General features: G+C 73.7%; 29 protein-coding genes and 1 tRNA gene. 12 read left to right on the top strand and 18 right to left on the bottom strand.

All coding sequences use genetic code 11. From position 1 onward, the window contains the following. Positions 1-35 precede the first annotated feature (35 nt). Positions 36-1,505 (top strand): Si-specific NAD(P)(+) transhydrogenase, encoded by a 1,470-nt coding sequence (gene sthA / locus IC607_RS02200; protein WP_191785345.1) that lies wholly within the window; start codon positions 36-38, stop codon positions 1,503-1,505. Here the strand turns inward: sthA and IC607_RS02205 are convergent. From IC607_RS02205 to IC607_RS02215, 3 genes are read right to left on the bottom strand one after another with little or no spacing between them, the layout of a single operon-like run. Further along, entirely contained in the window at positions 1,495-2,181 is a 687-nt protein-coding gene (locus tag IC607_RS02205) for an HAD family hydrolase (protein ID WP_191785346.1), read from the bottom strand. The genes sthA and IC607_RS02205 overlap by 11 nt on opposite strands. Positions 2,182-2,227: 46 nt before the next feature. Beyond that, the gene (locus IC607_RS02210; protein ID WP_191785347.1) at positions 2,228-2,806 is read right to left on the bottom strand and encodes a TetR/AcrR family transcriptional regulator; all 579 of its coding nucleotides are present in this window, start codon (positions 2,804-2,806) and stop codon (positions 2,228-2,230) included. Positions 2,807-2,850: 44 nt separating this feature from the next. Beyond that, positions 2,851-4,071 carry an MFS transporter gene (locus IC607_RS02215; protein WP_191785348.1) on the bottom strand — a complete coding sequence of 407 codons (1,221 nt, stop codon included), beginning with the start codon at positions 4,069-4,071 and terminating at the stop codon, positions 2,851-2,853. Between the two features lie 107 nt (positions 4,072-4,178). On the opposite strand from IC607_RS02215, the gene IC607_RS02220 reads away from it, so the two are divergent. Next, positions 4,179-6,299, top strand: coding sequence for an ATP-dependent DNA helicase RecQ (locus IC607_RS02220; RefSeq protein WP_191785349.1), 2,121 nt, complete (start codon positions 4,179-4,181; stop codon positions 6,297-6,299). 16 nt (positions 6,300-6,315) lie between these two features. Then, complete coding sequence (locus tag IC607_RS02225) at positions 6,316-6,696, top strand: hypothetical protein (RefSeq protein ID WP_191785350.1); 381 nt, start codon at positions 6,316-6,318, stop codon at positions 6,694-6,696. On the opposite strand, the gene IC607_RS02230 is transcribed toward IC607_RS02225, so the two are convergent. Beyond that, positions 6,693-7,406: an AAA family ATPase gene (locus IC607_RS02230; RefSeq protein ID WP_191785351.1), complete on the bottom strand. Its 714-nt coding sequence runs from the start codon at positions 7,404-7,406 to the stop codon at positions 6,693-6,695. The two genes, IC607_RS02225 and IC607_RS02230, sit on opposite strands and share 4 nt — an antisense overlap. A gap of 85 nt (positions 7,407-7,491) precedes the next feature. On the opposite strand from IC607_RS02230, the gene IC607_RS02235 reads away from it, so the two are divergent. Beyond that, entirely contained in the window at positions 7,492-8,163 is a 672-nt protein-coding gene (locus tag IC607_RS02235; RefSeq protein ID WP_191785352.1) for an N-acetyltransferase, read from the top strand. A gap of 3 nt (positions 8,164-8,166) precedes the next feature. On the opposite strand, the gene IC607_RS02240 is transcribed toward IC607_RS02235, so the two are convergent. After that, complete coding sequence (locus IC607_RS02240; protein ID WP_191785353.1) at positions 8,167-8,424, bottom strand: acylphosphatase; 258 nt, start codon at positions 8,422-8,424, stop codon at positions 8,167-8,169. A gap of 81 nt (positions 8,425-8,505) precedes the next feature. Between IC607_RS02240 and IC607_RS02245 the strand changes: the two genes are divergently transcribed. Continuing rightward, complete coding sequence (locus IC607_RS02245; RefSeq protein WP_191785354.1) at positions 8,506-9,153, top strand: DUF6226 family protein; 648 nt, start codon at positions 8,506-8,508, stop codon at positions 9,151-9,153. A gap of 105 nt (positions 9,154-9,258) precedes the next feature. Further along, a tRNA-Ser gene (locus IC607_RS02250) sits at positions 9,259-9,343 on the top strand. Positions 9,344-9,392: 49 nt separating this feature from the next. Here IC607_RS02250 and IC607_RS02255 read toward each other — a convergent pair. Genes IC607_RS02255 through IC607_RS02260 form a run of 3 tightly spaced genes read right to left on the bottom strand, consistent with a single transcriptional unit; the run spans position 9,393 to position 10,491 of the window. Then, positions 9,393-9,782 (bottom strand): adenine phosphoribosyltransferase, encoded by a 390-nt coding sequence (locus IC607_RS02255; RefSeq protein ID WP_225224292.1) that lies wholly within the window; start codon positions 9,780-9,782, stop codon positions 9,393-9,395. Then, positions 9,779-9,955 (bottom strand): hypothetical protein, encoded by a 177-nt coding sequence (locus IC607_RS17245; protein ID WP_225224293.1) that lies wholly within the window; start codon positions 9,953-9,955, stop codon positions 9,779-9,781. Before IC607_RS17245 ends, IC607_RS02255 begins: the two co-directional genes overlap by 4 nt. 38 nt (positions 9,956-9,993) lie before the next feature. Next, positions 9,994-10,491 carry a DUF427 domain-containing protein gene (locus tag IC607_RS02260; protein WP_191785355.1) on the bottom strand — a complete coding sequence of 166 codons (498 nt, stop codon included), beginning with the start codon at positions 10,489-10,491 and terminating at the stop codon, positions 9,994-9,996. A gap of 105 nt (positions 10,492-10,596) precedes the next feature. Between IC607_RS02260 and IC607_RS02265 the strand changes: the two genes are divergently transcribed. Beyond that, complete coding sequence (locus IC607_RS02265; RefSeq protein WP_191785356.1) at positions 10,597-10,953, top strand: YciI family protein; 357 nt, start codon at positions 10,597-10,599, stop codon at positions 10,951-10,953. Positions 10,954-11,124: 171 nt separating this feature from the next. Here IC607_RS02265 and IC607_RS02270 read toward each other — a convergent pair whose 3' ends face one another. After that, positions 11,125-11,688: a hypothetical protein gene (locus IC607_RS02270; protein WP_191785357.1), complete on the bottom strand. Its 564-nt coding sequence runs from the start codon at positions 11,686-11,688 to the stop codon at positions 11,125-11,127. Between the two features lie 86 nt (positions 11,689-11,774). Continuing rightward, positions 11,775-12,380 (bottom strand): GNAT family N-acetyltransferase, encoded by a 606-nt coding sequence (locus IC607_RS02275; protein WP_191785358.1) that lies wholly within the window; start codon positions 12,378-12,380, stop codon positions 11,775-11,777. A 67-nt stretch (positions 12,381-12,447) separates the two neighbouring features. On the opposite strand from IC607_RS02275, the gene IC607_RS02280 reads away from it, so the two are divergent. Beyond that, positions 12,448-13,278: an META domain-containing protein gene (locus IC607_RS02280; protein ID WP_191785359.1), complete on the top strand. Its 831-nt coding sequence runs from the start codon at positions 12,448-12,450 to the stop codon at positions 13,276-13,278. 120 nt (positions 13,279-13,398) lie between these two features. Next, complete coding sequence (locus IC607_RS02285; protein WP_191785360.1) at positions 13,399-14,724, top strand: APC family permease; 1,326 nt, start codon at positions 13,399-13,401, stop codon at positions 14,722-14,724. A gap of 267 nt (positions 14,725-14,991) precedes the next feature. Here the strand turns inward: IC607_RS02285 and IC607_RS02290 are convergent, their stop codons facing one another. Continuing rightward, complete coding sequence (locus tag IC607_RS02290) at positions 14,992-15,642, bottom strand: response regulator transcription factor (protein ID WP_191785361.1); 651 nt, start codon at positions 15,640-15,642, stop codon at positions 14,992-14,994. 182 nt (positions 15,643-15,824) lie between these two features. Here IC607_RS02290 and IC607_RS02295 point away from each other — a divergent pair, with 182 nt between their 5' ends. The 3 genes from IC607_RS02295 to IC607_RS02305 are packed head-to-tail and all read left to right on the top strand — an operon-like array spanning position 15,825 to position 18,662. Then, positions 15,825-16,367 (top strand): hypothetical protein, encoded by a 543-nt coding sequence (locus tag IC607_RS02295; RefSeq protein WP_191785363.1) that lies wholly within the window; start codon positions 15,825-15,827, stop codon positions 16,365-16,367. A 29-nt stretch (positions 16,368-16,396) separates the two neighbouring features. Next, entirely contained in the window at positions 16,397-17,554 is a 1,158-nt protein-coding gene (locus tag IC607_RS02300; protein ID WP_191785365.1) for a hypothetical protein, read from the top strand. A gap of 10 nt (positions 17,555-17,564) precedes the next feature. Beyond that, positions 17,565-18,662, top strand: a complete 1,098-nt coding sequence (locus tag IC607_RS02305) for a histidine kinase (RefSeq protein WP_191785366.1) — start codon at positions 17,565-17,567, stop codon at positions 18,660-18,662. Positions 18,663-18,667: 5 nt separating this feature from the next. Here IC607_RS02305 and IC607_RS02310 read toward each other — a convergent pair whose 3' ends face one another. The 7 genes from IC607_RS02310 to IC607_RS02340 form a co-directional block, all read right to left on the bottom strand. Further along, positions 18,668-19,516, bottom strand: a complete 849-nt coding sequence (locus IC607_RS02310; RefSeq protein WP_191785367.1) for a methyltransferase domain-containing protein — start codon at positions 19,514-19,516, stop codon at positions 18,668-18,670. Between the two features lie 122 nt (positions 19,517-19,638). Further along, positions 19,639-20,853, bottom strand: coding sequence for an NAD(P)/FAD-dependent oxidoreductase (locus IC607_RS02315; RefSeq protein WP_370525961.1), 1,215 nt, complete (start codon positions 20,851-20,853; stop codon positions 19,639-19,641). Further along, positions 20,850-21,278 carry a pyridoxamine 5'-phosphate oxidase family protein gene (locus tag IC607_RS02320; RefSeq protein WP_191785369.1) on the bottom strand — a complete coding sequence of 143 codons (429 nt, stop codon included), beginning with the start codon at positions 21,276-21,278 and terminating at the stop codon, positions 20,850-20,852. The genes IC607_RS02315 and IC607_RS02320 overlap by 4 nt, the downstream gene beginning before the upstream one ends. Before the next feature lie 31 nt (positions 21,279-21,309). Beyond that, positions 21,310-21,735: an iron chaperone gene (locus IC607_RS02325; RefSeq protein WP_191785370.1), complete on the bottom strand. Its 426-nt coding sequence runs from the start codon at positions 21,733-21,735 to the stop codon at positions 21,310-21,312. A 53-nt stretch (positions 21,736-21,788) separates the two neighbouring features. Further along, positions 21,789-22,163 (bottom strand): PH domain-containing protein, encoded by a 375-nt coding sequence (locus tag IC607_RS02330; protein ID WP_191785371.1) that lies wholly within the window; start codon positions 22,161-22,163, stop codon positions 21,789-21,791. A gap of 80 nt (positions 22,164-22,243) precedes the next feature. After that, the gene (locus tag IC607_RS02335) at positions 22,244-22,555 is read right to left on the bottom strand and encodes a TraR/DksA C4-type zinc finger protein (protein ID WP_191785871.1); all 312 of its coding nucleotides are present in this window, start codon (positions 22,553-22,555) and stop codon (positions 22,244-22,246) included. 26 nt (positions 22,556-22,581) lie between these two features. Then, positions 22,582-24,111 carry an ATP-dependent DNA ligase gene (locus tag IC607_RS02340; protein WP_191785372.1) on the bottom strand — a complete coding sequence of 510 codons (1,530 nt, stop codon included), beginning with the start codon at positions 24,109-24,111 and terminating at the stop codon, positions 22,582-22,584. Positions 24,112-24,126: the final 15 nt, after the last annotated feature.

Consider the following 24,126-nt stretch of genomic DNA (forward strand, 5'->3'; position numbering starts at 1 on the left):
TGTCGGCGACGACCGCGGGTGGGCAGACTGCCTGCATGACTGATGGCACCCCGGCGATCGACGCGACCGAGCAGGCCGACCAGCCCGAGCAGGACGTCCGCTACGACTACGACCTCGTCGTGATCGGCTCCGGCCCCGGTGGGCAGAAGGCGGCGATCGCGGCGGCGAAGCTGGGTCACCGCGTGGCCGTCGTCGAACGGCGCCACATGATGGGCGGGGTCTCGGTGAACACCGGCACCATCCCCAGCAAGACGTTGCGCGAGGCCGTCATGTACCTGACGGGGATGGCGCAGCGCGACATGTACGGCGCCAGCTACCGGGTCAAGAGCGACATCACCGTCGAAGACCTCTTCGCGCGCACGCAGCACGTCATCGGCCGCGAGATCGAGGTGATCCGCGCCCAGCTGCTGCGCAACCACGTCGACATCCTGACCGGGACCGGGTCCTTCGTGGACGCGCACACGATCGGGGTTCTCGACGAGGACGGCGTGCGACGCACGCAGGTCACCGCGCGGTTCGTCGTGATCGCGACCGGCAGCAAGCCGCACCGCCCGGACACGGTCCAGTTCGACGAGCGGACGGTCGTGGACTCCGACGGGGTGCTGGCGCTGGAGCGCGTGCCCAACTCGATGGTCGTGGTCGGCGCCGGGATCATCGGGATCGAGTACGCATCGATGTTCGCGGCCCTGGGCACGCGCGTGACGGTCATCGACAAGCGGCCGACGATGCTCGAGATGTGCGACCCCGAGGTCGTCGAGTCGCTCAAGTTCCACCTGCGCGACCTGTCGGTGTCCTTCCGGCTGGGCGAGGAGGTGGCCGGCGTCGACTCCAACACGCACGGCACCGTGACGCGGCTCGCGTCGGGCAAGAAGATCGCCGCGGACACCGTCATGTACTCGGCGGGGCGGCAGGGGCAGACGGCCTCGCTCGACCTGGAGGCGGCCGGGCTGTCGGCGGACAAGCGGGGGCGCATCGACGTCGACGGCGAGTACCGCACGTCGGTCCCGCACGTCTTCGCCGTCGGCGACGTCATCGGCTTCCCCGCGCTGGCCGCGACCAGCATGGACCAGGGGCGCCTGGCGGCGTACCACGCGTTCGACGAGCCGGCCCGCGAGCTCGCGTCCGTGCAGCCCATCGGCATCTACACGATCCCCGAGATCAGCTACTGCGGCCGCACCGAGGACGAGCTGACATCGTCGTCCATCCCCTACGAGGTGGGCATCGCGCGCTACCGGGAGCTGGCCCGCGGGCAGATCGTCGGCGACTCCTACGGGATGCTCAAGCTGCTGGTGAACACCGACACCCGCGAGCTGCTGGGCGTGCACATCTTCGGGACGCAGGCCACGGACCTGGTGCACATCGGGCAGGCGATCATGGCGTGCGGCGGCACCGTCGACTACCTCGTCGACACCGTCCTCAACTACCCCACCCTGTCCGAGGCGTACAAGGTCGCCGCGCTCGATGCGACGAACAAGATCCGCCAGGTGGCGCGCTTCAGCTCGTGACGTCGCCGCCGAGCGGGCTCGCGTCCAGGTCGGCCAGCAGCGCCGCAACGTCGTCGTAGATCGCGACGGCGCCGGCCGCGCGCAGCTCGTCGGCGCCGATGCCGCCGCTGAGCACCGCGACGCACGGCACGCCGGCCTTCTTGGCGGCCTCGACGTCCCAGACGGTGTCGCCGACGAAGACCGCACCGGACGGCTCCACGCCCGCGGCCTCCAGCGCGACCTGGACCAGGTCAGGCTCGGGCTTGGCCGCCTCGACGTCCTGGGCGCTCGTCACGGCGTGCAGCTCGGCCTCGACGTCGAGGACGTCGCGCAGGCGCTCCAGCTCGTCGGGCGACGCGGAGGTGGCCAGCACCGGCCGGGCGCCGCGTGCGGACAGCGCACGGACCAGCTCGCGAGCACCGTCGAACGCGCGCAGCTGATCGGCGGCGTCGGCGTAGTGCGACGAGTGCGCATCGTTGACGGCGTCGCGCACGCGATCGGCGTCGGCGCCCGCCAGGGAGTCGACGAGCTGCGTCGAACCCATCCCGATCGCGCGGTGGACGCGCCACCCGTACACCGCGAGCCCGACGTCGCGGAACGCACGCACCCACGCGTCGACGTGCAGGTAGTTCGAGTCGACCAGAGTGCCGTCCACGTCGAGCAGGACGACGGGCTGCCGGGAAGAAGCGGTGCTCATGCCTCAGTGTCAGGGGCGCCGGATGCGACCGCATCCCGCGACGACGTCAGACCATCGACCGAAGCGCGGCGTCCACCAGCAGCTCGGCGGTCTGGCGCACGGTCGCCGCCACGGCGGGATCGCGGTCCATCCGGACGGCGATCCCCGCGCCGTCGTACAGCAGGTAGAGCTGCCGGGCCAGCGCGTCGGGGTCGGGGGCACCCGCGCCCCGGGCCAGGTCGGTCAGCAGCCCACGCAACCAGGCCCGGTACTCGTCGGACACGTGCTCCACGGTCCCGCCGGGCTCGGCCTCGGCGCTCGCCGCCACGAACGCGCACCCGCGGTAGCCGGGCGTCGCGAGCTGGACGCTCTGGGCCTCGAAGACGGCGAGCAGCCGGGCGCGAGGCTCGTCGGCGTGCTCGACGGCGGCGGTGATCCGGGCCCGGTTGGCGTCCTGCCGACCGCGCAGGTACTCGCCGACCAGGGCGTCCTTGCTGCCGAACGTGTTGTAGAGCGAGGCCTTGGCGACACCGGCCTTCTCGATGACGCGGTCGATGCCCACCGCGTGCACACCCTCGGCGTAGAAGAGCTCGTTCGCGGCGGCGAGCAGCCGCTCGCGCGCGGACGTCCGCTCCGTCGTCGGCATCGCTCGCACCTCCTGGTGGATCCCTGCGTCCAGCCTAGACGCGCTCACGGCCGGACCGCCTCGACCTGCGGGCATGCGGGCACCGGCGCGGCGGCCGGCCGCCGGGCGACCCCGGCGAGTGCGGCCAGCGCGAGCAGGACCACGACCGCGCCGTAGTCGCGGACCACCGCGGTCACGTCCCCGACGCGACCCACGAGCGACCCAGCGACGACCGCCGGCACCCCCATGCCGAGGTACGCGACCACGTACACGGCCGACAGCACGCCGGCGCGCTCGTGCGGCTGCGCCGCCCCGCCCACGCTGCGCACCGCACCCTGGAACCCGGTCCCGAACCCGATGCCCGCGACGAACGACCCGGCGTAGAACCCGGCGAGCGAGCCGAGGTCGACCGCGACGAGGACGCCGGCGACGCCGAGCACCAGCGAGCCGATCCCGACGAGCATGAGGGCCCGCGGGCTCAGGTCGCGCAGCGCTACCCCGGCGGCGGCCGCGACCCCGGCGAGCGTCGTCAGCGCGAGGCCGCCGAGCACGACCCCGTGGCCGCCCAGCGCGCGGACGAGCGCGGGGCCGAGCGAGCCGTACAGGCCCGCGAGCGCCCACACGGCGAAGACGACCGGTGCCGCGGTCAGCATCAGCGGGCGCACGGCGCGGGGCAGCCGGATCTCCGGCACCAGGCTGGCGCGGGCGCGAGCGGCGGCGCCGGGCAGGCGCGGCGCGGTCTCGGCGAGCCGGGCGACGGCGACGGCCTGGACCAGCAGCAGCGCGATGATCAGGAGGTAGATCGTGTGGGTGGGCGCGGGCGCGAACTGCACGACGACGCCTGAGAGCAGCGCACCGACGGCGGTCCCAGCTCCCGGCGCGGACCCGTTGGCGATCGCGCCCCGCACCCGGTCGACGTCGAGCATCATGGCTCCGACGGCACCGACCGCGGCACCCGTCGCGACGCCCTGCAGCACCCGTCCCGTGAGCAGGGCCGCGTAGCCCGGCGCGGTGGTCAGCACGACGAGCGAGACGACCTGCAGCGCGATCCCGGCGAGCAGCACGGGGCGCCGGCCCAGGTGGTCCGAGAGGCGTCCGAGTACCAGGAGCGCGACGAGCACGGCGATCGCGTAGACCCCGAACGCGACCGTGGTCCCGAGCGAGCCGAAGCCCCACTCGGCGCCGTAGGTCGCGTAGAGCGGGGTGGGTGCGGCCGACGACGCGAGGAACGTGACGACGAGCGAGACGAGGAGCGCCAGCGTGGTGGTCGGCGAGCGGCGGGTCATGGCGTCCTCCGTGGATTGAGTAGACCGTTCTGTCTAGCGCGACAGTAGACAGGTCTGTCCACTGCGTCAAGCGGTCGTCTGTCGGCGGCGGCGCCTACGGTGGCGACATGACGAGCACGACGCCGGCAGCCCGCCCTCTCGACGCGTCCCGGCAGGCGACGGCGACGACGGTCATCGAGGCGCTCGCCGGTCCGGGCGCCCGGCTGCGGGAGGACCAGCTCGCGGCCGTCACGGGGCTGCTCGAGCCCGGCGCTCGCGTCCTGGTGGTGCAGGCGACCGGGTGGGGCAAGTCGGCCGTGTACTGGACCGCGACCGCGATCCGGCGCTCGGAGGGCGCGGGGCCGACGCTCGTCGTCTCACCGCTGCTCTCCCTCATGCGGGACCAGGTGGCGGCCGCGGCGCGCGCCGGGCTGCGGGCCGCCACGCTCAACTCGTCGAACGTCGGCGAGTGGGCGGCGATCGAGGACGAGCTGCGCGCAGGCACGGTCGACGTGGTGCTCGTCTCGCCCGAGCGGCTGGCCAACCCCGGCTTCGGGCGGCGCGTGCTCGACGCGCTGACCGGGCACCTGGGGATGCTCGTGATCGACGAGGCGCACGCGGTCTCCGACTGGGGGCACGACTTCCGCCCCGACTACCGGCGCGTGGCGGACACCGTCCGCGCGCTGAACCCGGACACGCCCGTGCTGGCCACGACCGCGACCGCCAACGCCCGGGTGACCGAGGACGTCGCCGCCCAGCTCGGCTCGCACACCCTGGTGCTGCGCGGACCGCTGGCCCGCAGCAGTCTGGAGCTCGCCGTCATCGACTCGCTCACGCCCCTGCAGCGCTACGCGTGGGTGGCCGAGCAGCTCCCCCACCTTCCCGGTTCCGGCATCGTCTACACGCTGACGGTCGCCGACGCCGAGCGGCTGACCGAGGCCGTGCGCTCGCAGCACGGGGACGCGCTGCCCGTCGCCGCGTACACCGGTCAGCTCGACGGGGCCGAGCGCGAGCGGCTCGAGGAGGCGCTGCGCCGCAACGAGCTCAAGGCGCTGATCGCGACGTCCGCGCTCGGGATGGGCTACGACAAGCCCGACCTGGGCTTCTGCGTCCACGTCGGCGCTCCGCCGTCGCCCGTCTCCTACTACCAGCAGGTCGGCCGCGCCGGCCGCGGCATCGACCATGCCGTCGTCGTGCTGCTGACGTCGGCGGCCGACGCGGGTGTGTGGGACTACTTCGCAACGGCCTCGATCCCCGAGCCGCGGGCCATGCGGCGGCTGCTGGACGTCCTGCCGACGACACCGGTCAGCGTGCCCGCGCTCGAGGCGGAGTCGGGGCTGCGGCGCACGCGCGTGGAGCTCATGCTCAAGCAGCTCGCCGTGGACGGGGTGGTCGAGCGCAGCGAGGGCGGGTGGTCGGCCACCGGCAAGGCGTGGGAGTACGACGAGGCGCACTACGCGGGCGTGCTGGCAGTGCGGCAGCGCGAGGCCGACATCATGCGCGACTACGCGAGCGGGCGGCGGTGCCTCATGCAGCTGCTCCAGGAGTCGCTCGACGACCCCAGCGCACAGCCGTGCGGGCGGTGCAGCGTGTGCACCCAGGCGCTGCCCGACGGGCTGCCCGAGCAGCCGTCGATCGAGACGACCCGGGCCGTCGCCGGCCTGCTGCGCACCCAGGCGCACCCCGTCGAGCCGCGCAAGATGTGGCCGGGCGGGGCATTCGGAGCCTCGGGCCGGATCGCACCGAGCGAGCTCGCCGCGCCCGGACGAGCGCTGATCCACGCCGACGCGCCCGAGTGGCGCGAGCTGGTCGCCACGCTCTTCGGGCGGGACGCGCCACCGCCCGACGAGCTCGTCGACGCGCTCGTCGGGCTGCTGCGCGGGTGGGGGCGGGAGTGGGGCGAGCGGCCCGCGGTCGTCGTCGGGCTGCCCGCCGCGGGGTTCCCGGTGCTGATCGACGGTTTGACCGATCGCATCGCGCAGATCGGGCGGATGGCCACCGCGGAGCTGGCGATCGACGACGAGGCCGTCCGGACCGCCCGCTCGTCGCGCGATCTCACCTCCGCGAGCGAGGCCGCGGCGTGGCGTGACGCGGTCAGCGTGCCCGAGCCGGACGCCGTGCGCGGTCGGGCCGTGCTGCTCGTCGTCGACGCGACGGCCTCGCTGTGGCCCGTCACCGTGACCGCGGCCGTGCTGCGCCGCGCGGGCGCGACCGCGGTGCTTCCGCTCGTCGTGCATCGCCGCGTCTGAGCCGTACGGTGGCCCCATGCCCGACGACGACTGGATCGAGCACGTCCGCCCCGGCGACCGCGAGCGCCTGGGCTGGATCCGCCCGCAGGACGACGGGTTCGTGGCACTCGACCTCATGGGCCGCGAGGTGACCGGCGTCGTGAACTGGATCGACGCGGAGGACGCGCTCGAGGAGCGCGGGCTCGGGTGGTTGGCGGACCTGTGGCAGCTCGACCGGCCGGACGGTTCGCGCGAGCGTGTGCGCATCGTCGAGGTCACGCCCGAGCGCGTCGTCGTGAAGGTCGACGACTTCGGCGACGTCGGTGCCGCGACGCCGTCATACGTCCTGCCGTTCCCCGCGCCGGCGGCCCTGCGGCCGTTCGACGGCGACGCCGGCACGCTCGACGCCGGCTCCTAGAGCAGGTGGCGCAGCGTGCGCCCCGGCTCCTCGAGGAACCCGCGCCAGCGCCGCACCAGGTCCAGGTCCTCCCACGCGCACTCGCGCATGCCCCACTCGCCGATCTCCCAGATGGCGGCGCCGGGGATCGCTGCCAGGACGGGTGAGTGCGTGGAGAGCAGCACCTGCGAGCCGTTCGCCGCGAGGTCGGACAGGTGCGCGACGAGGGCCAGGCTGTTGTCGAACGAGAGCGCGGACTCGGGCTCGTCGAGCACGTAGAGGCCCGGCTTGAACATCCGGCTCCCGACGAGGGACAGGAACGACTCGCCGTGCGACATCTCGTGGAAGCGCGGCTCGGGCCGACCGCCCGGGTTCTCCTCGAGGTAGGTGTAGAACGAGTGCATCGTCTCGGCGCGCAGGAAGAACCCGAAGCGGGTGGCGCCGACCCCGCGGACGAGCCGGAGGTGCTCGGACAGGTCCGACTCGGTCCGGCGGGTCACGTTGCGCGCACCCGTCGACCCGCCTTCGGCGCCTAGGCCGAACGCGACGGCGATCGCCTCGACCAGAGTCGACTTCCCGGCCCCGTTGTCGCCGACCAGCACGGTGATCGGCGCCAGGTCCCAGCCGCCCGCCAGCACCTGCGCGACAGCGGGGATGTCGGCGAACCACGCACGCCCCGCCACGGGCTCGCCGCACTCGACGCGTCGGATGTGCTGCGAGGTCGACGCCATGCGAGCGGTCTACCGTGCGGGCGCGCCCGGTGTCCAGGTCGTCGCCGCGTTGCGACCAACCCTGCTCACCCCCATAGTCGAAGCCATGCCCGCCGCCGAGGTCACGTCCCTCGACGAGCTGCGCGCGCTGCACGCCGCCGTGCTGGCCCCCTCCTTCCCGCCCGACGAGCTCGAGGACGTCGAGGCGATGTGCGCGGACCTCGTCGCGGGGCGCACGGTCGCGCTGGTGTCGTCGTCGGACGCCGGGGTGCCGGTCGCGGTAGCGGTCGGGACGCGGTCGGAGCAGGTGATGCTGCTGTCCTACCTCGCGGTCGCGCCTGGCACGCGCGGCGGCGGGGTGGGTGGCGAGCTGTACGACGAGGCGCTGCGCCGCTGGCGCGACACGTTCGACCCGCTCGTCGTGCTCGCGGAGATCGAGGACCCGGACGTGCACACGTCGGCGGCCGACGACCACGGCGACCCCGCCGCCCGCGCCCGCTTCTACCTGCGCCGCGGCGCCCGCGCGCTGCCCGTCCCCTACGTCCAGCCGGCGCTCGCCCCCGGGCTCTCGCGTGTTCCCGGCATGCAGCTGCTGGCTCTGTCGGTCCGCGCGTCGGTGGTCGCCGACGACGACGCGTGGCACCTGCCCACCGAACCGCTGCGCAACTTCCTCGCTGCTTACTACGAGCGCGCCGAGGGCGAACCGCCCACGGACCCACAGGCTGCCGCGATGCTCGCACCGTTGCGGGCGGCGGACGAGCTCGTCGTCGGGCCCTGATCGTCAGCGGATCTCGAACGGCCCGCCCGCGTCGTCGGAGTCCTGCACGTCGATCGACGTGACCTGCGACCCCGGTGGCCCGTGCCGCAACCACGCGAGCATCGCGTCCGCGCCCTCGCCCCCGACGACCGCCTCCACGCTCCCGTCGTCGACGTTGCGCACCCAGCCGGTGACGCCGAGGCGACGAGCCTCGCGGCGCGTCGCCCACCGGAACCCGACCCCCTGGACCGTCCCGTGCACGATGACCCTCTTGCCGCCCATCGGCCCAGTCTCGAGGGGCACTGCTCGGGGCGCGCGCCGAATTGCCTCGTCCCCCCGTCCGTGCGGACCTAACCTGCGACGATGCCGCCGTACACCCGCCCCCCGATCACGATCGAGCCGCTCCTGCGCGACGACGACGGGCAGCCCTACGGCAGCGGCTGGCCCGACCCGACGCCCGAGGAGACGTACTCCCGCATCTCCCACCCGGAGCGCTTCGCGCCGCTGCACGTCGTCGCCGACGCGCTGCTCGCGCACCTCGTTGCGACCTACGACGTCACGGTCGACGACGACCCGCCCCTCGACGGGTTCGACGGCAATCCCTTCGAGGCGGTGCGGGCCGCGCGTCTGGTTCCGGTGACGTCGGACGCCGCCCCGCTGACGATCGCGTGGACACCGTTCCCGGGCATCCGTCTGCGGGCCGGCGCGACGGCGACGCTCGGGCAGCCCGTGTGCGGTTGCGACGCGTGCGACGACGACGTGGAGCGCCTGCTCGACGACCTGGAGGACTCGGTGCTCGCCATCGCCGCAGGCGGGTTGTCGGAGACCGTGCGCGACCGATGGCTGACCACGAGCCTCACCCTTCCGGACGAGCTGCACGTGACCGGCCGCCGCACGCACGTCGGATCGAGGAGCGGCAGCACACGCCTCTCCACCCCCGACGCCGACCGCGTCCGCGCCGCGCTCGCCGGAGCACCGCGCGGCTGGACGCCGTGGCCTGTGCGCGCCTGACGCCGGGACGAGGCAGCACCGTCGGGAGCAGCCTTCAGCGTCCGGTACGCTTGACCCGCTTCCGACCGTGCAGCCGATCCTCGTGATGGCGCCCGGGACGAGCGAGGAGGATTCGCCTAGTGGCCTATGGCGCACGCTTGGAAAGCGTGTTGGGTGAAAGCCCTCGGGGGTTCGAATCCCCCATCCTCCGCGCACCGAAGGGCCCGTGACCTGCAGCAATGCGAGTCGCGGGCCCTTCGTCATCGGCTCCTGAGCTCGCGCACGTGGAGCAGGCCGCGCAGGTTGAGCGCTCGCCGGTCGGCTGAGCTCTCCGCGGCGTCGACGACGACGGCCGCGCCGAGCCAGGTGGCCCGCGCGTCCTCGACGAGCTGCCGGCAGGCCAGGGCCTGACCGCACGTCGCCGCCCATTCGTCGACGAAGAGCGCACGGTCTCCGGGGCGCAGTACCGAACTGCGAACCGCGAGGTCGAGGTGCCGGTCGCGGTAGTCGGGCGGCGTCCGACGCACGAGCCAGACCTCGTCGTCCGACGTCCGCTCCGGCTGCTTGCGCACCGGTGCGAACCCGATGCCCAGGAAGGTGGCGACGAGCGGGCCGAGGAGGAACCCGTGGGACTCGGTGCCGACGATCAAGTCGGCTCCACGTCGCGGAACAGACCGGCGAGCGCGGGCCCGATCCCCGCCAGGATCTCCGCATCGCGCCACCATGCGGTGTAGTCGGCGTAGTACTGACGTCGCGCCGGCCAGACCGGTGGGTCAGAACGCCACTGGAAGCCTGCGACGAGTGCGGTGCGCAGGTCGTTCACGGGTCCAAGTATCGCGGGCGACGTCCAGCGGTTTCAGGTCACCAGCCCTGGGTGCCCGGGCCGCCCTTGAACGGGCCGACGACGGCCGACGTGATCCAGCCGCCGTAGAAGCCGCCCTCCTGCGGGGTGACCAGCTCGCCGCCGACGGTGCAGCGGTCCATCGCGCCGGGCATCACCGCGACTGCGTCGAGGAGGACCTCGTAACCGGCGTCGGGACGCGGGTAGGTCCACGCGGCGCGCAGCGCGACCTCCTCGGGCGTGACGACGTCGAAGTACGCCGCCTGCCCCTTCCACTCGCACCACGACGAGCCCTGCGCGGGACGCAGCACACCGGGTGCGAAGGCGTCGCGCGGCAGGTAGTACGTCGGCGGGTGGCTCGTCTCCAGGACCCGCCACGAGGCGGTGGTCCGAGCGACCATCACGCCACCGAGCTCGATCGTGATCAGGTCGTGGCACGGCTCGACGCGCGGCGGGCGCGGGTAGTCCCACACGGACTCCTGGCCGGCGGCGGGCACGACGGGCACGATGGCGGGCACGCTTCGACGCTACGCGCACGGTCGGTCGGCTGCGACCGGGCGTCGATCTGCGCCCCGCCCATCCGTCACCCCTGGTGTCAGCTCGACCAGACGAGAGGAGCCACCATGCAGCGCTACGCCGTGATGTTCCCCGCCGACGACGAGGAGGAGTGGGCTGCGGGCACCGAGGCGGACCACCAGGCGACGTTCGACACCGACGCCGAGTTCGCGCAGCGGCTGGTGGCATCCGGAGGCGCGGTCGTCGGAGGCGCAGCACTGACTCACAGCAGCCGGGCGCGGACGCTGCGGCGACGGAGCGGAGCGGAACCGCTCGTCCTGGAGGGTCCCTTCGCCGAGACGACCGAGCAGCTGTCGGGCTTCTTCCTGGTCACGTGCGAGGACGCCGACGCACTCGCCGACGCTGCGCAGGTGCTGCTCCGCGCCCACCCCGTGGTCGAGATCCGGCCGGTGGAGGACTACTGAATTTGCACGACCGGAGCCGATCGGCGAATGAGCGCCGCGGAAAGCGAGTCGTGCGCCTCGTCGTCGCTCATCCCGGGCGCGATGCCGTCGCTCTCCAAGACAGGCACCATCGGCAGACGGTCTCCCTCGCCGAGCACCGACGCGCGGACCTCGCGGTCCGCCGCACACCGTTCACGCACCGGCGTGACGGCCTCGCCGTCCGACGACGGCGCGGCGCATCCGGAAGCCCGCCCGCCAGGCCAGAGCCCAACCGCACCCGAGAGCCACCGCAGCGCTGATCACGATCGCGACAACGTCCTCGGTGACGGTCGTCGAGCTGTACCCCGTCACCCACGATGCGACGTCCGCCGTCGCCATCACCGTCCCGCCGGGGTCAGCCGCGTCGAACACGACGTCCACCGTGCCGTCGTACCCCGTCTCCGGGGTCGCGGCGGACCACGCGCTCTCCGGCAGATCGTCGACGACGGGACGCGAACCGCGCAGCGTCACCCTGTCCGGACCGGACGGGAGCTCGACGACCGCCCGGACATGATCGCTGTCGGTGCATCCCTTGTAGGTGCACCGGTGCCAGATCTCCGCGTCGCGCGCCGTCGTCTCGACGCCGGTTGCGTCGAGACCGTGCGCGAGCCGGCTCAGCTCGTAGTCGCCCGGCGTGTAGATCAGACCTGCCCCGAAAGCCACCACCCCGATGATGAGACCACCCCCGAGCAGGCCCGTCATCAGCCGGGAGCGCATCGGCGGACGCGAGGGATCAGGTGAACGCTGCCAGCGGCGCCACCCCGCGCGCTGATGCCGACCGGACGCGGACGCGGCGGCGTCGCTCACGTCGCCGAGCCGGGCGTCCGCACGGAACCGGCACCCGGCGCCAGGAGGGCATGGAGGTGGGTGTCGTGGCGGCCGTCGGGCTGCAGGTAGTGCGCGCGGCGGACGCCCTCGAGCTCGAAGCCCAGCGTCCGGGCCACCCGGCACGACGGCTCGTTGAGGGTCGAGTGCTCGAGCTCGAGCCGCACGAAGCCCACGTCGTCGGACGCCCAGCGGACGGCTTCGCCCACCGCGCGCCTCGCGACGCCCTGTCGCCGCGCTGAAGGCAGGACCCAGTAGGCGAGCTCGGCGACGCCTTCGTGCAGGTTCAGGTGCTGGACGGCCACCCGGCCGACGAGCACCGGCCCGTCAGCCACGGCGAAGTCCGCCCCCACCTCCCGCGCCCAGCGAGTGCGGCGCTCGTCGACCCACGCGACCGCTTCGTCGCGGTCGGCCATGGTCCGGACATGCCAGTAGCTGATGGTCGGGTCGGCGTACGCGGCGACGAGCGCGTCGGCGTCGTCGTGCGTCCAGGGCCGCAGCGTGAGGCCGTCGGTGGCGAGCGTCGGCTGCGGGGACGACGCGAGCGTTCCGGGCAGGACGACCGCGCTCGTCAGCAGGGGCATGCGGCCATTGTGCAAGGAACCTCCGCCGAGCGACACAGACAGGACGTCCGACGACGAAGGAGAGCACATGCGCACGACGAGCGGGTGGGCAGTGCTGTGCGTCGTGGTCGCGACGACGCTGACGGCGTGCGCCACCGCACCGGCCGCGCCGAGCCGCAGCGCCGCGCCGACCGCCCGACCGTCCGAGCTCGTCGGCCTGTGGAAGGTGTCCGGGGCGCGGGGAGAGGTGCCTGACACCTGGTTGCGCCTCGACGTCGACGACCTTCTGCTCTTCCGACCGTGCGGCGAGCTGATGGGTTCGTGGCGCGCCGCTGGCTCCGCCTTCGTGGGCAGCATCGACGGGTGGTCGTCGGCCTGCACGGCGCGGAACCCCGAGACGCCCTGGCTGGACGAGACGCGGGCGTACCGCGTGGACGGGGACGGCGTGGTGCTCCTGGACGCGGACGGCGGCGTGGTCGCGACCCTCGCCACGGACGGGGCGCCCGTCACGACCGGGGACATCGCGGCCGACCTGACCGGCGTCCCGACCCCGGCCCCGAGCGCGCTGGCGGTGCTCGACCGCGTCGCCGTGCTCCCGCAGGCGCGCGGCGCGACCGCCGCCGACCTGCGGGGCGCGTGGGCGCCCGTGGGCTTCGACGGCGAGACGGAGCCGGGGGTGACGTTCGACGCCGACGGGACGTACGTCGCGTCCGACGGCTGCAACGGCACGATCGGTCGGTGGTCGGTCACGGACGGTGGCGCCTTCGTCGCGACGAGCGGACCTACGACGCTCGTGGGGTGCATCGGCGTCGGCGTCGGCAGCTGGGTGGCCGAGGCGCGGTCGGTCGCGCGGGACGATGCTGAGCTCGTCCTGCGCGACGTCGACGGGTCGGAGCTCGGACGGCTGCGCCCACGCTGAGCCCGCCGACGCACCTCGTCGCAGGTGGGACCCCCTGACACGCCCCACCGCACCCACCCGTAGCGCTATCGTCGGCCTGTCGGCGGCCGCCGACCGGTTCGATCGGTGGAGGTGCGCGCGGTGGACCCCGCCACGACGTCCGAAGCGCCGAAGGCGCAGCTGAGCGTCCGCGGGGCGATCGTCATCGGCGTCGGTGCGATGGTCGGCGCCGGCATCTTCGCGTTGCTGGGCGAGGCCGGCGCGGTCGCCGGGTCCGCGACGTGGGTGTCGTTCCTGCTGGCCGGGACCATGACGGCGGCGCTCGGGTACGCGCTGGTGAAGTTCGCCATGCGGTGGCCGTCGTCCGGCGGCATCATGGTCTACCTCCAGCACAGCTACCGCAGCCAGCGGCTGATAGGCGTCGCGGCGTGGCTCGGGTACCTGACGACGATCGTCGTGGTCTGCGCGATGGTCGCCTCGTCGTTCGGGGACTACGCGGCCGCGGTCATCGCCGACGGGCCGTCCGGGGGCTGGTTGTCCAAGCTGTGCGCCGCGGCGCTCGTCGTCGGGGGCGCGTACGTCACGCTCGCGGGACCGCAACTGGTGGACCGGTTCCAGACGATCATCGTCGGGCTGCTGCTCGTCGTGTTCGCGGTGTTCGTCGTCGGCACGTTCACGCAGGTCGACCTCTCCCAGCTCGCGCCCAGCACGTATCCGGGGATCGGCCCGATCATCGCGAGCGTCGCGCTCACGTTCTTCGCGTTCCTCGGCTTCGCGGTCATCACGTTCGCGGGCGGCGACCTCCCCCGGCCCAGGCGCGACCTGCCCGTGGCGATGTACGCGTCGCTGGCCATCACGACGGTCCTGTACGTGCTGGTGTCGCTGGGGGTGTTCGGGACCCTCCCGGTCGACGACGTCGTCGAGGCCGGCCCGCGCGCGCTGGCCGTGGCCGCGCAGCCGGCGCTCGGTCAGGCCGGCTACGTCATGATGACGGTGGCCGCCCTGCTCGCCACCACGTCGAGCGTCATCTCCACGCTGTACGGCGCCCGCGGGCTCACCGAGGCGCTCGCGACGGCGCGGATGTTCCCGCCTGCCTTCGGACCCGGGACCCGGCTCGGCAAGCACGGCGGGCTCGTGATCACGGCCGCGATCGTCATCCTGTTCGTCACGGTCCTCGACGTGAGCGCGCTCGCCTCCATCGGGAGCGGCGTGTCGCTCGCGGTCTTCCTGCTGGTCGCGGTGGGGGCGCTGCGGCTGCGGTCGGAGCTGAACGCGTCGCCGGTCCTCACGGGGTTGTCGGTGACGATCGCGGGCGTGGTGCTGGTCGGTTTCGTCGTCAACCTGTTCACCGACGACCGCCGCTCGTTCTGGTTCATGATCGCGCTCGTCGCGCTCGCGCTGGTCATCAACGAGGTGTGGGCGCGCCGACGAGGCGCCGTCCGGCCCACCGCCGCGGCGACCGGCTGACCCGGCCGCCGCGGCGAACCGCTACTCCCAGGTGGGCACCGTGGCGTAGCGGGCGCCGAAGCCACCGGACGGCAGGATCTGGTCGATCGCCTCGAGGTCGGCACGCGTCAGCGCCAGGTCCGCGGCTGCGACGTTCTCCGCGACGCGGTCGACCGAGCGGGTTTCCGGGGATCGGGACGACGTGCTCGCCCTGCGCCAGCAGCCACGCGAGGGCCAGCTGCGAGACCGAGTCGTTCGACGCCCTGCGCCGGTAGGGGCGCCCGACCGTCACCGGGTGCGGGTCACGAAGCCCGTCTCGTACGCGACGACGACGGCCTGCACCCGGTCCCGCACGCCCAGCTTGGCCAGGACGCGTGCCACGTGGGTCTTGACCGTGGTCTCCGCGACGACCATCTCGTGGGCGATCTCCGCGTTCGACAGGCCCCGCGCGACGAGACGCAGGACGTCGCGCTCTCGCTCGGTCAGCGCCTCGAGCGCGGGCGGGACGGCCGACGAGGCCGGCTCGGCGAACCGCTCCACCAGGCGAGCCGTGATGGACGGCTCGATGAGCGAGTCGCCGGTGGCCGCGGCACGGACCGCCGCGACCAGGCGGGAGGCGGGTGCGTCCTTGAGCAGGAACCCCGCCGCCCCCACGCGCAGCGCCCGGTAGACGTACTCGTTCTGGTCGAACGTGGTCAGCACGACGACCGTCGGCGGGTCGGGCGCCCGCAGGATCTGCTCGGTGGCGCCGAGCCCGTCGAGCTCCGGCATCCGGATGTCCATGAGCACGACGGCGGGCTTGTGCAGCGCCGCGAGCCGCACGGCCTCGACGCCGTTGACGGCCTCGGCGACCACCTCGATGTCCCCCTCGGACTCGAGGATCACCCGGAAGCCGGTCCGCACCAGCGCCTGGTCGTCGGCGACGAGCACCCTGATCACGTCCCCCATCGTGGCAGTTCGTCCCTCCCGACGGGGTCGTCCTGGAGGATGACGCGCCGACCGCGAGGAGGACGCGGGCGGGCAAGGATCGTCCGTCGCGACGACGCGGGCGACGACCGGCGGGCGCGAGCGTGGAGCCATCAACCAGAGCCCGGTCCCGGGCCCGACCGAAGGGCACCACCATGAACACGTCCCTCAAGGGAGTCCGACCGCTCGACTACGCGCTGACGGCCGTGCTCGTCGCGCTCGCCGTCCTGCTCGGCGTGGCCAACGCCACGGCCGGCGACGATCCCGGCACCGCGCACGCCATGGACTCCCGCTCGTGGCTGATCCTGCCCGTGCTGGTCCTCGCCGCCGTGCCGATCCTGTGGCGCCGTCGCGCCGTCCTCCCGGCGCTGGCCGTCTCGATCCTCGTCTTCGCCGCGAGCCTGCCGATGTTCGGCTGGATCACGCGCTGCGGCCTCGGCCTTCCGCTCGCGATCGCGTACGCGTATGCGGTGGCGCGGTTCGCCGGGCCCGCCTCGCGCCAGGTGATCGGCGTGGTCGGCGTCGTCGTGCTGGAGCTCGTGGTGCTCGTCGAGGACGCGTCGACCGGGGGGCTGGGCGCACTCGGCATCGGCCTGCCGCTCGCCGCGCTCGCGTACGGCGCAGGCGTCGTCGTCAACACACTTGCCGACCGTAGGGCCGCCGGCTCTACGCTGGCGCCTGAGCGCGTCAGCGCCTGAACGTCCTGCCCACGAGCGAGGTGGCGACGATGAACAGGGTCCTGCGCGGTGTGCGCCCGGTGGACTGGGTGCTCGCCGGCTCCCTGGTCGCGCTGGGTGCGGTGCTCATGGTCGTCGACCTGCTGACCCCCTTCACCGAGGCCGACCGCGAGCTGGTTCGCGGCGACATCACGCACGCGATCGACCCGCACTCGTGGTGGATGCTGCCACTGTGGCTCGTCGCCTGCGCGGTGCCGCTGTGGTGGCGCCGGTCGGTGCTCGCCGTCGGCGGCATCGCTCTTGCCGTCGTCGTGCTGCACGACATGGTCTTCGGCTGGCAGGGGCGGTGCGGGTCCGGCCTGCCGCTCGCGTTCGTGATCGCGTTCCTGGGGGGCATCGCCTACGAGCGGGCGCGGGCGTGGGCGTCGCTCGGGATCGCGCTGGCGATCGCGGTAGCCGTCCTGGTCCGCGACTCGACCGCCGGCCTGGGCGCGCTCACGCTCGCGCTGCCGATCACGCTCGTCGTCTTCGTCATCGCGCGGGCCGTCCGGCACCGGACGGCCATGTCGCGCGAGCTCGCGGCGCGCAACGAGGAGCTGCGCACCGTGCGCGACTCGCGGCTGGCCCTCGAGGTCGGCGAGGACCGGGCGGCGCTGTCGCGCGAGCTCGACGCGCTCCTGCGCGAGCGGCTGGAACAGCTCGGCCGGGCAGCGGGCTCGGCCGACGACCTCGACCCCGAGGCCACCCGTGCGCTGCTGGCGCGGATCGAGGCGGACAGCCGCGCGACGCTCGACGAGATGCGTCGCGTCGTCGGCCAGCTGCGCGGGGCCGGCGGCGTCGCGCTGGCACCCGCGCCGGCCGTCGCACACCTCGACGCCCTGCTCGCGCGCCGCTCGCAGACCGCGAGCCGCGTGAGCGTGACGGGCGACGCGCGCACGCTCGCACCTGCGGTCGAGCTCTCCGCGTACCGGATCGTCGAGCACCTGCTCACGGTGCTCGACGACGCGCCGGACGCGCACGTCGACGTGGCCGTCCGCTTCACGCCCGACGCGCTCGAGCTACGCGTGCACGGTCCCGTCGAGCGCGGGGCCGACGTGCGTGCGGCGCTCAGCCGGGCGCGCGAGCGGGCCCGGCTGCTGGGCGGTTCCGTCGATCTGCGGGTCGGGCGCGGGCAGGCGCGGGCCGTCGCGCTCCTGCCCGTCGGGTAGCCCCGTGCGCGTGCGCGAGACGGTCGCGATCCTGACCGTCGCCGTGGCCGTAGTCGTCGTCCCGACGATCGTGCACGGCTGGCCGACGAGCCTCGCGGGCGACGCTGCCGTCGCGCTGTGCGTCGCCGGCGGGGCGGTCCTGGTCTGGTGGCGCACCCGGCCGCGCCTGGCCGCCGTCGCCGCGCTCGCCGCGTTCCTGCTCGCGCTCCTGATCGGGACCGACCTCTGGGTTCCCGACGGGGCGCTCATCCCGTTCAGCGCCGCGTTCGCCCTGCTCGCACTGTCGTGGCGCGGCCGCGCGGCGTGGTGGGTGGCCGGCGCGGCGCTCGCCTACGTCGTCGTGTGGATCGTCGTGATCGGCTCCAACTTCGTGGTCGCGACGCTCATGTTCACCGTCCCGCCGTTCGTCGCGGGGACCGTGCTGCGGCTCCGACGCGAGGCCGCCGAGCAGCTCGAGGGCAAGGCGCGCGAGCTCGAGGAGGAGCGCGAGCTGCTCACCGAGCTGACCGTGCGGCGCGAGCGCGTGCGGATCGCCGCCGAGCTGCACGACATCGTCGGCCACACCATCAGCGTCATGGTGATCCAGGCAGCGGCGGGGCAGCGGTTGGTCGACACGTCGCCCGATCGCGCCCGCGAGACGCTCGTCGCGATCGCCGAGTCCGCGGCCCAGGGCCGCGAGGACCTGGAACGGCTCATCGAGCTGTTGGGCGGGCACGACGTCGTCGCGCAGGACCTGACGCTGGTCGACGAGGTCGTCGAACGCGCAGCCCGCAGCGGCCTCGACGTCACCTACCGCCTGGAGGGCGAGGCCGACGCGCTGCCCGCGTCCGTCGCGCACCTCGCATTCCGCGTGGTGCAGGAGAGCCTGACGAACGCGCTGCGTCACGCCCCCGGCGCCGAGGTGCGGATCTGCGTACGGGCCGTCGGTGCGGCCGCGGACGTGCGCGTCGAGAACGGCGTCGCGCGCTCGGCCGCCGTGCCCGGCGTCTCGGGGACCGGCCGCGGCCTGGTCGGCCTCGGCGAGCGGATCGACGAGCTCGGCGGGTTCGTCCGCGCCGGCGCGACGCCTGGCGGCGGCTGGCTGGTCGAGGCGCGCATCGGCCGCTGAGCCTGCTACGCCCGCGGCTTCGTCCCGACGATGCAGCGGGCCAGGCCCGGGACGGCGACGCGGTCGTCGCGGCGGTAGGGCTGGACCGCGTCGATCACGGACGCGCGGATGCGCTCGCGCGTGGCGTCGTCGGCGGCGGCCACCGCGTGGACGACGGGTGCGACGTGCTCGCTGATCGTCTCCCAGAACTCGTCGGGCGACGCGGTGACGAGCTCGACGTCGACGTCGCGCTCGGCCACGTCGACCAGCCCCGCGCCCTCGAAGAGGTCCCGCACGAACCCCGGCGCGCTGCAGCGGAACATGCTAAGCCCGTCCGGGTCGACGGGCGGTGGCGGGATCTCGGCAGCGACGGCGCCGGCCGGGATCGAGACCCACGGGTTGCGGTCCGGTTCCACCCACACCGCCGCGCAGAGCCGGCCGCCGGGCCGCAGCACGCGGACCAGTTCCGCCGTCGCGGCGGTCAGGTCGGGGAAGAACATGAGGCCGAGGCGGACGGAGACACCGTCGAAAGTCTCGTCGGCGAACGGCAGGTCGTCGGCGCTCGCGACGACGGTCGTGACGTTGGTGATGCCGGCCGCGGCCGCTCGTCGGGCCGCGACCGCGAGCATGGGGGCCGACAGGTCCGTGAGGACGACGTGCGCCGCAGGGATCTGGGCCGCGATCGTCAGCCCGGGCTCGCCCGTACCCGACGCGACGTCCAGGTGCTGGCGCGTGGCGAGATCGAGCGCGTCGATCATCGCCGCCCCGACCGGCGCCAGCTGCCCGGTGATGACGTCGGACCACTTCTCCCACGCCGCCGCGCGCTCACCCCACGCCGCGCGCTGCGCGTCCCGGATCTCGTCTGCGCTCGCCATCGGACCTCGCCTTCGACACCTCGAGCGTGACGACCCCCGCAGTCCGGGGTCAAGGGCCACGCCGCCCGCTTCGCGTTCTGGGTTCCTGCCGCTATGCGGGCGTTTCCCAGCACGCGAGCCGCTCAGCGGCCGGCGTGCAGCCACGCGAGCGCGCCCTGGGCCGCGACGACGCCCGTCGCGAACGACGCCTGGAGCAGGTAGCCGCCGGTCGGAGCCTCCCAGTCGAGCATCTCGCCGGCGACGAACGTGCCGGGGACCGTGTGCAGCATGAGGTGCTCGTCCACCTGCGACCACCGCACGCCGCCGGCGCTGGAGATCGCCTTCTCGATGCCAGCCGTGGCGCTGACCTGCACCGGGACGGCCTTGACGAGCGCTGCGACGGCGGCCGGGTCGGTGGGCACCGGGCCGGCCTCCCGCAGCAACGACGCACCGACCGGGTCCAGGTTCAGCGCGCGGCGCAGCCAGGTCGACGCCGAGTCCTTGGGACGACGCCGGTCGAGTCGATCCGCGAGGTGCGCGACGCTCATCTCGGGGCGCAGATCCACCTCGATGACGCAGGTACCGACCGCCAGCGCGGCGCGGACCGGCGCCCCGATCGCGTAGACCGGACCGCCCTCCAGGCCGGCGCGCGTCACCATCGCGTCGCCTCGCGCCGGTGCGCCGCCCGCGCCTCGCACGCTCAGGGCCACGCTCTTGAGGGGAGCGCCCGCGAAGCGCTCCGCGAACGTCTCGCTCCAGGCCACGCGCACGCCGACGTTGGCCGGCTGCATGGGCGTCACCTCGATGCCGCGCCCGACGAACGCGTCGACCCACCCGCCGTCCGACCCGAGCCGCGCCCACGAGGCACCGCCGAGCGCGAGCACGACGACGTCCTGCTCGGTGGTGAGCGCGGCACCGTCGGCGCCGGTGAACCGCAGCGCGCCGTCGTCGGCCCAGCCGGTCCAGCGCTGCCGCCGCTCGAGGCGCACCCCCTGCTCGGCCAGCCGGCCCAGCCACGCGCGGACCAGCGGCGTCGCGCGGAACGACTGCGGGAACACCCGGCCGCTCGTACCGACGAACGTGGGTTCACCCAGCTCGGCGCACCACGCCCGCAGGTCGGCGGGACCGAAGACGTCGAGCATGGGCGCGAGACGAACCGCGGACGCGCCGTACCTGGTCAGGAACGCGGCGCGGTCCTCGCTGTGCGTGATGTTCAGGCCGCCGTGGCCGGCAAGCATGAACTTGCGGGGCACGGACGGCATGCGGTCGACCACCGTGACGTCGACGCCCGCGCGGGCCAGGGTCTCCGCGGCGATCAGTCCCGCGGGACCGCCGCCGACGACCGTCGCGGTGCTCACCACGTCACCTCGGTGACGGCCGGCGGGTGCTGCGTCGTGTCGTAGGCGCGCAGCCAGCGGGGTCGGACGACGATCACCGCGAACTCGTCGGACCATACCCGCGAACCCGGGAGCTGGCGTTCGTACTCGGCGGCGAACCGGGCGCGCTCGTCGTCGTGCACCGCGCGCGCGTCCCCCTCCACCTGCACCGTCATCGCCCCGACCCCCACCACGACGGCGACCCGCGACTGCGCGGTGAGGTTGCGCACCGTGCGACCGGACGTGGGCGCGTCGAGGAACAGCGTCCCGTCGTCGAGCGCCGCGAGCCCGACGAGCGCGGCCTGCGGCGAACCGTCCGGCGCGACCGTCGCGACGATCCCGCTGCCGAGCCCGCGCACGAAGCGCGCGAACGCGAGCGGGTCGGTCACGTCGGGGTCGGCAGCCACGACGCCACAGTAGGGGCACGACAGGGACGGCTCAGCCGGCGGCTTTGCGGACCAGCTCGGTGATGCGCTTCTCGTCGGCCGCGGTGAGCGTCGTCAGCGCGAACGACGTGGCCCACATGGAGCCGTCGTCGAGCTGTGCCGCGTCGTTGAAACCCAGCGTCGAGTAACGGGCCTTGAACTTGCCGGCCGGCTGGAAGAAGCAGACCACCTTGCCGCCCTTGGCGTAGGCGGGCATGCCGTACCAGGTCTTCACCTCGAGGTCCGGGGCCGCCTTCGTCACGAGCTCGTGGACCTTCTCGGCGAGCTCGCGGTCGTCTCCCATCTCCGCGATGTTGGCCAGCGCGTCGGCCAGGCCGTCGACCTTGCCGCTCTTCGCCTTGCGCCGCTCGGCGGCTGCTTCCTTCATCGCGGCGCGCTCGTCGTCGCTGAACGTCTGGGTCTTCGTCGTCGGTGTCATGGCATCCACGCTAGGAGCCGCGGCGGGCGACCGCTTCTCGATTCCTGACCGACCTACAGGACGCGCTCGGCGATGAGGCGGCCGATGGCTCGGACGTCGACGCCCGACGCGAAGTTGAACTTCACCTTGCCGACCTCGCTGAACCAGAGCTCCAGCTCGGAGTCACGATCGAGGGTGCCCGCCGTCTCGATCGAGAAGACGTTGACCTTGCCGTACGGCAGCGAGCTGTAGTCGCGCTTCTTGCCCGTGATGCCCTGGACGTTGAGCGCGACGACGCGGCGGGACGTGAACGTCACCGAGTCACGCGTGCCCTTGAAGGCGAGCAGCACCTGCTCGTCGGGCAGCAGCAGGTCTGCGAGCTCGACGAGCGCCTCCTTGGGGTCCCACGGGGCGAGCTTGACGAAGCTGACGGTGTCGAAGTCGATCATCGGTGCCTCCTGGTGTGCCGCGTGGGATCAGCGTTCTGCGTTTGTACCGCTATTCGCGACAAAAGCAGAACGTTGGCGCGTCAGGCGCCGCCCGCGTGGCGGACGCAGGTCGTCGCCGTGGGTCGGGCGGCCAGTCGTTCGGGATCGATGGGTTCGCCGCCGACGGCGCAGATGCCGTACGTGCCCGCGTCGAGCCGGGCCAGCGCGGCGTCGATGTCGGCCAGCCGCGCCGCGGCGTCGCCGGCCAGCGCGTCCACCTGCGCGCGCTCGAACGCGATGGTGGCGCCCTCCGGGTCGTGCTCGTCGTCGACGTTGCTGTCGCGGGCCGCGTCGACGATGTCGTCCTTGCTGCCGCGGAGCGCGGCCAGCCGCTCGATCGCGTCGGCCCGCATCGCCGCGAGCGCCTCCCGTGCGTCGGTCACGGCGCCGCCAGCGCGCGGACCGTGTCGATCGTGTCGGCCTGGGCCGCGGTCTTGTCGTCGCGGTAGCGCAGGACGCGCGCGAAGCGGAGCGCGACGCCGCCCGGGTAGCGCGACGAGCGTTGCAGGCCGTCGAACGCGATCTCGACCACCTGCTCGGGGCGCAGCCGCACCTCGTAGCCGTCGGTCGGGCCGACGGCGAGCTCGGTGAACCGTTCCGTCTGCCACGCCAGCATCTGGTCGGTCATGCCCTTGAACGTCTTGCCGAGCATGACGAACCCGTCGCCGTCCCGCGCGCCCAGGTGGATGTTCGACAGGTAGCCCTGCCGCCGGCCCGAGCCCCGCTCGACGGCCAGCACTACCAGGTCGAGGGTGTGGCGCGGCTTGACCTTGACCCACGCGGCGCCTCGGCGGCCCGCCTCGTACGGGGCGTCGAGGGCCTTCACGACGACACCCTCCTGATGGTCGGCGACGACCTCGGCGAACCTCGCCCGGGCGACCGCAGGGTCGTCCGTCACCACGCGCGCGACGGCCGACGAGCCGGCGACCTGATCGAGCGCGACCAGCCGCTCGCGCAGCGGCGCGTCGAGCAGGTCGCGGCCGTCCACGTGCAGGCAGTCGAAGAAGAACGGCGTCAGGGCCGTCGCCGCGGCGACGTCGGCGTCCCGCGTCGCGCTGCGGGACGCGGTCTCCTGGAAGGGGCGCGGGCGGCCGGCCTCGTCGACGGCCATCGCCTCGCCGTCCAGCACCAGGTCGGTGGCCGGCATCGCCGCGACCGCTGCGACGATCTCCGGCACCCGCGCCGTGATGTCGTCGAGGCTGCGGGTGAACACCTGCACCTCGTCGCCGCGGCGGTGCACCTGGATCCGGATGCCGTCGAGCTTGGTGTCGACGACGACCGGTCCGTCGAGACCCGCCAGCGCGGTGACGACGTCGGGCGCGGACGACGCGAGCATGGGGCGCACAGGCCGGCCGACGACCAGAGTGAACGCGGCCAGCGCCCGCTCCGCCTCGTCGGGCGAACCGGCGCCCAGCGCCGCGACCGCGACCGGCTCCGTCGCGCCGGCGAGCATCGCGGCTCGTCGGACGGACGCGGGCGTCACGCCGGCGGCCTCCGCGACAGCGTCGAGCAGCAACGAGTCGAGAGCGCCCTGCCGCACCTCACCGGTGACGAGCCCGCGCAGCAGCCGCTGCTCGTCGGCCGTCGCGGCGGCGAAGAGCTCGCGGGCCATCGTCGTCCGCCGGCCCGACGACCCGGCACCGGCCAACTCCGCCATCTCCTCGAACGCTGCGTCGACGCCCGCCACCGTGAGCGACGGCTCGGCGGCCGGCTCCGGCAGCGCAGTCATCGAACGCCACCCCAGTCCCGTCCGACGCTGGCGCAGCTCGCCGCCCAGGTAGCGGGAGACGACCTCGACGTCCGCAGGGTCGGTGCGCCGCAGCAGGTCGACGAGCAGCGCCCGCTTGGCCAGGCGCGAGCGCGTGGCCGCGAGCGCGGTGGACGTGGCGGCGACGTCGGCGAGCAGCATCCCCGCATCGTCGCG

Origin of the sequence: Cellulomonas sp. JH27-2 (genome assembly GCF_014837175.1) — a bacterium.
GTDB lineage: Bacteria > Actinomycetota > Actinomycetes > Actinomycetales > Cellulomonadaceae > Cellulomonas.